Origin of the sequence: Kitasatospora sp. NPDC058162 (assembly GCF_042884005.1) — a bacterium.
Classification (GTDB): Bacteria; Actinomycetota; Actinomycetes; order Streptomycetales; family Streptomycetaceae; genus Kitasatospora.
The window spans coordinates 1-5037 of record NZ_JBHVUS010000070.1 but is presented as its reverse complement, the minus strand read 5'-3'; the positions used below and the strand labels follow the sequence as shown (position 1 = coordinate 5037).

Sequence of the window (5037 nt, the reverse complement as noted above, 5' to 3'; positions counted from 1 at the left end):
TACCCAAGCAGGACGCCCGGGACGCGAAGGCGAAGGCCAAGGCCGAGCGCGACAACAAGTCGTACTGGTTCTGATCGACCACCAGGGGCGGGCCCACCCGGGCCCGCCCCGCCCACCAGGAGGGGAACCCCGATGACCACCACCGCCCTGTTCGCCGCCGTGTTCGCCCTGCTCTACGTCGCGCACCACCTGAGCGACTACCCGCTCCAGACGGACCACCAGGCCCAGCACAAGGCCGGCCACGGCCGGATCGGCTGGCGGGCCCTGGGCGCGCACGCCGGCACCCACGTGGTGACGTCCCTCGTCCTGCTGATGCTCGGCGAGTGGGTGCTCGGCTTCCACCTGAGCCCGGCCGCGGCTGTCGTCGCGCCGCTCTGGCTGGGCGTCAGCCACGCGGCGATCGACCGCCGGTGGCCCGTCGCCCGCTGGATGGTCTGGGCCCGCCAGCAGGGTTTCGCCGACCACGGCGGGGCCGCCCATGTAGACCAGAGCGCGCACCTGGCGCTCGGCGTGCTCCCGGCCGCGCTGCTGATCGCCGGACTGTCCTGACCGACCCGCAACCGGGGCGGGCCCACCCTCACGACCACCACGAAGGAGAACCCCCATGGACGACACCACCCGCGAAGCGCTCCGGGCCTACGCGATGCTGCGGACGGCGCTGGCCGTCGTGGCCCTGGACCCCGCCCGGCGCGCGGTCGCCACGGCCTACGAGGAGCCCCTCCAGGTCCTCGCCAACGAGGCCAACGCGAAGATGCGCGCGGCCGGGCTGATCGTCGGCGACGGGCAGCTGACCGTGACCCCCCAGCAGGTCGAGGCGATGGTGCGCGAGGCCGGCCTCCAGTCCCTCTGACCCACCCACGGGGCGGGCCCCACCCCGGGCCCGCCCCTTCGACACCGAGGAGAAGATCTGATGTTCCGAGCTGGTGAAGAGGTCTTGATCGTGGCCTGTGAGGACGACCCGAAGGCGGTCGGCAAGGTCGGCCGAATCCTGGACGACCTCGACCCGGGGGAGTTCCCGAGCCACCTGACCGGCGGGCGCTGGACGGTCACGCTGGGCTGGTGGGAAGGGTCGAAGCTCTGCCACACCCACGAGCTGCAGAAGGTGGCGTGACCATGAGCGACACGACCCGCCGCACGCTGCACCACTACCCGACGTTCACGGCCCCCACGGCGGCCGAGGCGTACGCGGACGCCCCCGACCTGGACCAGGAGGCGGAGGTGCTGGCCCAGCTCTCCCGGGACCCGGAGCTGGACGGCTGCCGGGAGATCGCCCTCCGGGAGGCTGCGCTGGCCGACCGGCGGTGGTGGCGGAGCCGGACCGAGCTGGACGGGCTGCTGGCCGAGTCGGCGGCGTACGCGCTCCAGCAGCGCGACCGGCTGAACCCGGAGGACGTCGCCGGGCCGATCGGACCGGACAGCATCGAGTGGGACGCCCCCGGGGGGACCCGGGCCTACGTCCGCCAGGAGTACCTGTACTGGTACTCGGTGCCGCCGGGCTGTGGCCCGTGCCCGCCGGAGGACCCGTGCCCGTGGCACGCGGAGCACGGCACCCGCTGAACGGGTGACCGAGAAGAACCGAAATCCGTGGGCCATCTGTCGCAGGTGGCGCGCACACTGACAGATCACCTGCTGATCTCTGATCAACGAGGGGAAGCCGGGCGGGGATGACGCCCCGCCCGGCAGCAGGCTCCCCAAGGCAATGGAGAGGAGAGCACCACATGGCCATCCTGGCAGCCGCGAGAGGCGTTCACAGCGCCGTATCCGGCCTCGCTCAGGTGTCGCCCTCCGCGCACCCGTCCGGCCCCGCCACGGGCACCCAGGCGCCCGCCGACGACGGCACCGCCGCCGCGATCTGGGGCGTGCTGGACGCGATCGGCAAGCCCTTCCACCTCAACGGCCTGGGCGTGCTGTGCGCGCTGGGCCTGATCGGCTGGCTGATCAGCCAGATGCCGAAGCTGCCCAAGCGCACTGCCCAGCAGAAGGCCACCGACGAGGCGATCGGCAAGGCCGGGAAGGCGGTCGGGGGCGCGCTGGGCCGCTTCCTCACCGGGCGCCCGATCAGCGCGAAGACGGCGGCGAAGAAGAAAGCCGGCGGGGCGTCGTTCTGGAACAACGCGCTGCCCGAGCCGGAGCCGCTGTCCGCGCCCCCGGCCGCGATGGGCGCCATTGCCCTGCCCGGCCCGGCGACCGGCCCCGACTTCCGCGAGGTGCTGTCCGACCGGCTGGTCGCCTTCACGGACTGGGTGGGCAGCCTGCCGGTGCCCCGCCTCCTGGTGCAGCTCTCCGACGTCGGCGCGATCGTGGCCTACGCCCTGGCCGTGGCCGGGCGGTGGCTGGCCCGGGGCGTGCGCGGCGTGCTGATGCTGCCCGTCGCCCTGTGGCGCGGCGTGGCCTCCTACGGCCGGTGGGCGTACGTCTCGGTCCTGATGGTGCGCGCGGCCGTCCCGGGCGTGTGGGCCCTGTACGAGGTGGCGCCGAGCCGCACCCTGACCGGCGCGCTGGCGGCTGGTGGCGGCGCGGTGGTGGCCGGGTTCACCGGCCCGGACGGCCTGGGCAAGTGGCACGGCCCCCGGCCCAGCGACGACCAGCTCTACGGCCCGTGGCTGTGGTCGATGCTCAAGGCCGCCCTGCACCTGCCCCTGGAGGCCGAGAAGGAGAAGTGGCTGACCGTCCCGACCCGCCTGGAGGACGAGGGCGCCCAGGTGATCCTGCGGCTCCCGGACGACTTCCGGGGCAGCGTCCGGGAGCGGGCGGACCTGGACGACATCGTGAACCTGCGCCTGCCCGGCGACTGGGTGAGCGAGTGGCGCCTCATGGGCGGTGGCCACAAGGCCGTGTGGACCGCCCGGCGGGCCGCCCGGGAGCTGGTCGGCGACGAGGCGACGTACGGGCCGGCCTTGTGGCCGATCCTGCGCGACCGCCTCGGCCTGGACGAGGACGCCGACCTGATGGAGGACTGGCTGACCATCCCGGCCGACCTCGCCGACCGCGAGGCCGTCGTGCGCCTGGTGCTGCCGCTCGGCTTCGTCGGCGCCGAGCTGGACCGCCAGGACCTCACCACCCTGGTGAACATCAAGCTGCCCGGGGACTGGGTGGCGAAGTGGAGCATCAAGGCCGGCCAGCAGGACGGCGACCACTGGGTCGAGTGGACCCACCGGCCCCCGGCCCCGCCCAAGCCCGCCTGCCCGGACTTCCTGGACTTCTTCGACCCCCGCATCCAGGAGGCGATTTTCTCCTGCAAGCCGGGTGAGGTGGTCGTGGGAATGGACGCCTTCGGGCAGATCGTAAAGATGCGGCTGGAAGGCGACAGCGCTCACTGGGCGCTTTCCATCGGCTCCGGTGGTGGAAAGTCGAACCTGATCCAGTTCATCATCCTGCAATTGGTCTGGCAGGGCTGGACCGTCATCGCGACGGACCCCAAGCGTAATTCCGTCGCGTGCTTCGACGGCCTCCCCGGTTTCTACCTCTACAACGACCCGTTGGCGGTCGGCGACATGCGCCGTGCCGTGTCGTGGTTCCAGGAAGTCGCGAAGGCCCGACAATTCGTCTCGCTCCGCAACCCGGAAATCCAGTTCCCCGGCATGGTGTTCATCATGGAGGAGGCCAACGAAACGGCGGACCTTTCCCGGGAATGGTGGCGCCGCAACAAGGCGCCGAAAGCGCCCGCCGCTGACCCGTTCTGGGCCAACGTCGCGTCCACGCTCCGCACGGCCCGAAATGTCAACGGACACGTCATCGGCGTATTCCAGGACCTGCGCGACGACAAGACCGGAAACCAGGGCATGAGCGTCCTTTTCCCCGAGGTCATCATGGGGAAAATCAAAGAGAAGCAGTGGGACCGCATCATCGGTGGCCGCATGCCCGATATCGCGGGCAATGACCGGGCCGGGCGCATTCTGGTGAACCGCGACGGCGAGCGGATCTGGGTCCAGGTGCCGAGCTGCGACCCGCCCGGCCAGTCCCCCGCCAGGTACATGGACTGGGCCACCGAGGCCCGGCGCCGCAACCCCTGGAGCTGGGAGACAGCCGGCCTCTACGGCACCGTGCCCGCGCCCAGCGAGCAGGAGGTCCCCAGCCTGCTCAAGGGCACGTCACATGACCCCGCGGTGAACCCCTCCCCCCGGGTTCTGCTGGACAAAATCCCAGCTCAGAGCCATGACACGGTGAAGGATGACGCACGGCCTGACAGCCCCCGTGACACCCGTCCTGACGCCCCCCGTGACGCCCTGGCGGGCTGGGACCTCGGCCCCGAGCTGCGCGACGCGGTGACCCGCATCCTCGACCGCCAGGGCGTCGCCGCCCAGGCGCCGGCCGACCAGCCGGAGCCCCAGGACGCCCCCCAGGCGCCCGCAGAGCCCGAGGAGGAGCGCCTGTCCATCGCGGAGATCGCGCGCCGCTTCAAGGCCCTGGGAATCCCCGTCAGTGAGGCCAACATCCGCCAGCACAAGACCCGGAACAAGGAGCTGTTCCCCAAGGGCGAGGGCCCGAAGGGCAAGGAAAAGTTCCTCGCCAGCGAAATCCGGACCTATTTCGAAGGTGTCGAGGAAAGGAAGCGGGCCCGCGCCGGAGAGTAATTCCCCGGCGATTCCCGGGAAATGCCCCCTCATTCGAGGGGGCATTTCCATGCCTATTTCCGGGACAATATCGGGGACAATACGGGGTCCGGATGGGGTCTGCGGCAGGGTTTCCTGACACCCGAGAAGTGATACACGCCGCTACCCAAAATCCGCGTCACATCGTCAACGGGAACCGGTCGAAAGTCCTGGAATTACACGGTGCATCATGGGGGGAAAGGGCCGTTCGAGGAATTCGATAAACGCCGAGAAATGGGGTTGAATTTGGCCTTGAAATCCCTTGTCGCGAAGCGGCAAGGGCTCGGATTTGAAGGCTTAAAAGACCAGGAAAAAGCCGACGAAAAGCGCTCGGAACGGCTCCCGAATTTCGCGAAGCGGAATTCGAAAAGGCTAGGGGAATTCGCATCGCGAATTCCTGAGCCCGGCTGGGCCGCTTCGTCGCGATCTTCTCCGTCCCCGTCGC

6 protein-coding genes are annotated in these 5037 nt (G+C 70.3%); 5 read left to right on the top strand and 1 reads right to left on the bottom strand.

Annotation, left to right across the window (positions count from 1 at the left end; translation table 11 throughout):
* Window positions 1-132 precede the first annotated feature (132 nt).
* From ACFVXG_RS45540 to ACFVXG_RS45520, 5 genes are all read left to right on the top strand, one after another.
* Complete coding sequence (locus tag ACFVXG_RS45540) at window positions 133-549, top strand: DUF3307 domain-containing protein (protein ID WP_387936417.1); 417 nt, start codon at window positions 133-135, stop codon at window positions 547-549.
* 55 nt (window positions 550-604) lie between these two features.
* Window positions 605-850: a hypothetical protein gene (locus ACFVXG_RS45535; RefSeq protein ID WP_387936416.1), complete on the top strand. Its 246-nt coding sequence runs from the start codon at window positions 605-607 to the stop codon at window positions 848-850.
* A 60-nt stretch (window positions 851-910) separates the two neighbouring features.
* Window positions 911-1111, top strand: a complete 201-nt coding sequence (locus tag ACFVXG_RS45530; protein ID WP_387936415.1) for a hypothetical protein — start codon at window positions 911-913, stop codon at window positions 1109-1111.
* 2 nt (window positions 1112-1113) lie between these two features.
* On the top strand, window positions 1114-1557 hold the full coding sequence (locus tag ACFVXG_RS45525) for a hypothetical protein (RefSeq protein ID WP_387936414.1): 444 nt from the start codon (window positions 1114-1116) through the stop codon (window positions 1555-1557).
* A gap of 161 nt (window positions 1558-1718) precedes the next feature.
* The gene (locus ACFVXG_RS45520) at window positions 1719-4574 is read left to right on the top strand and encodes a hypothetical protein (RefSeq protein WP_387936413.1); all 2856 of its coding nucleotides are present in this window, start codon (window positions 1719-1721) and stop codon (window positions 4572-4574) included.
* A gap of 206 nt (window positions 4575-4780) precedes the next feature.
* On the opposite strand, the gene ACFVXG_RS45515 is transcribed toward ACFVXG_RS45520, so the two are convergent.
* A partial coding sequence (locus ACFVXG_RS45515) for a hypothetical protein (RefSeq protein ID WP_387936412.1) occupies window positions 4781-5037 on the bottom strand: 257 nt, incomplete at its 5' end.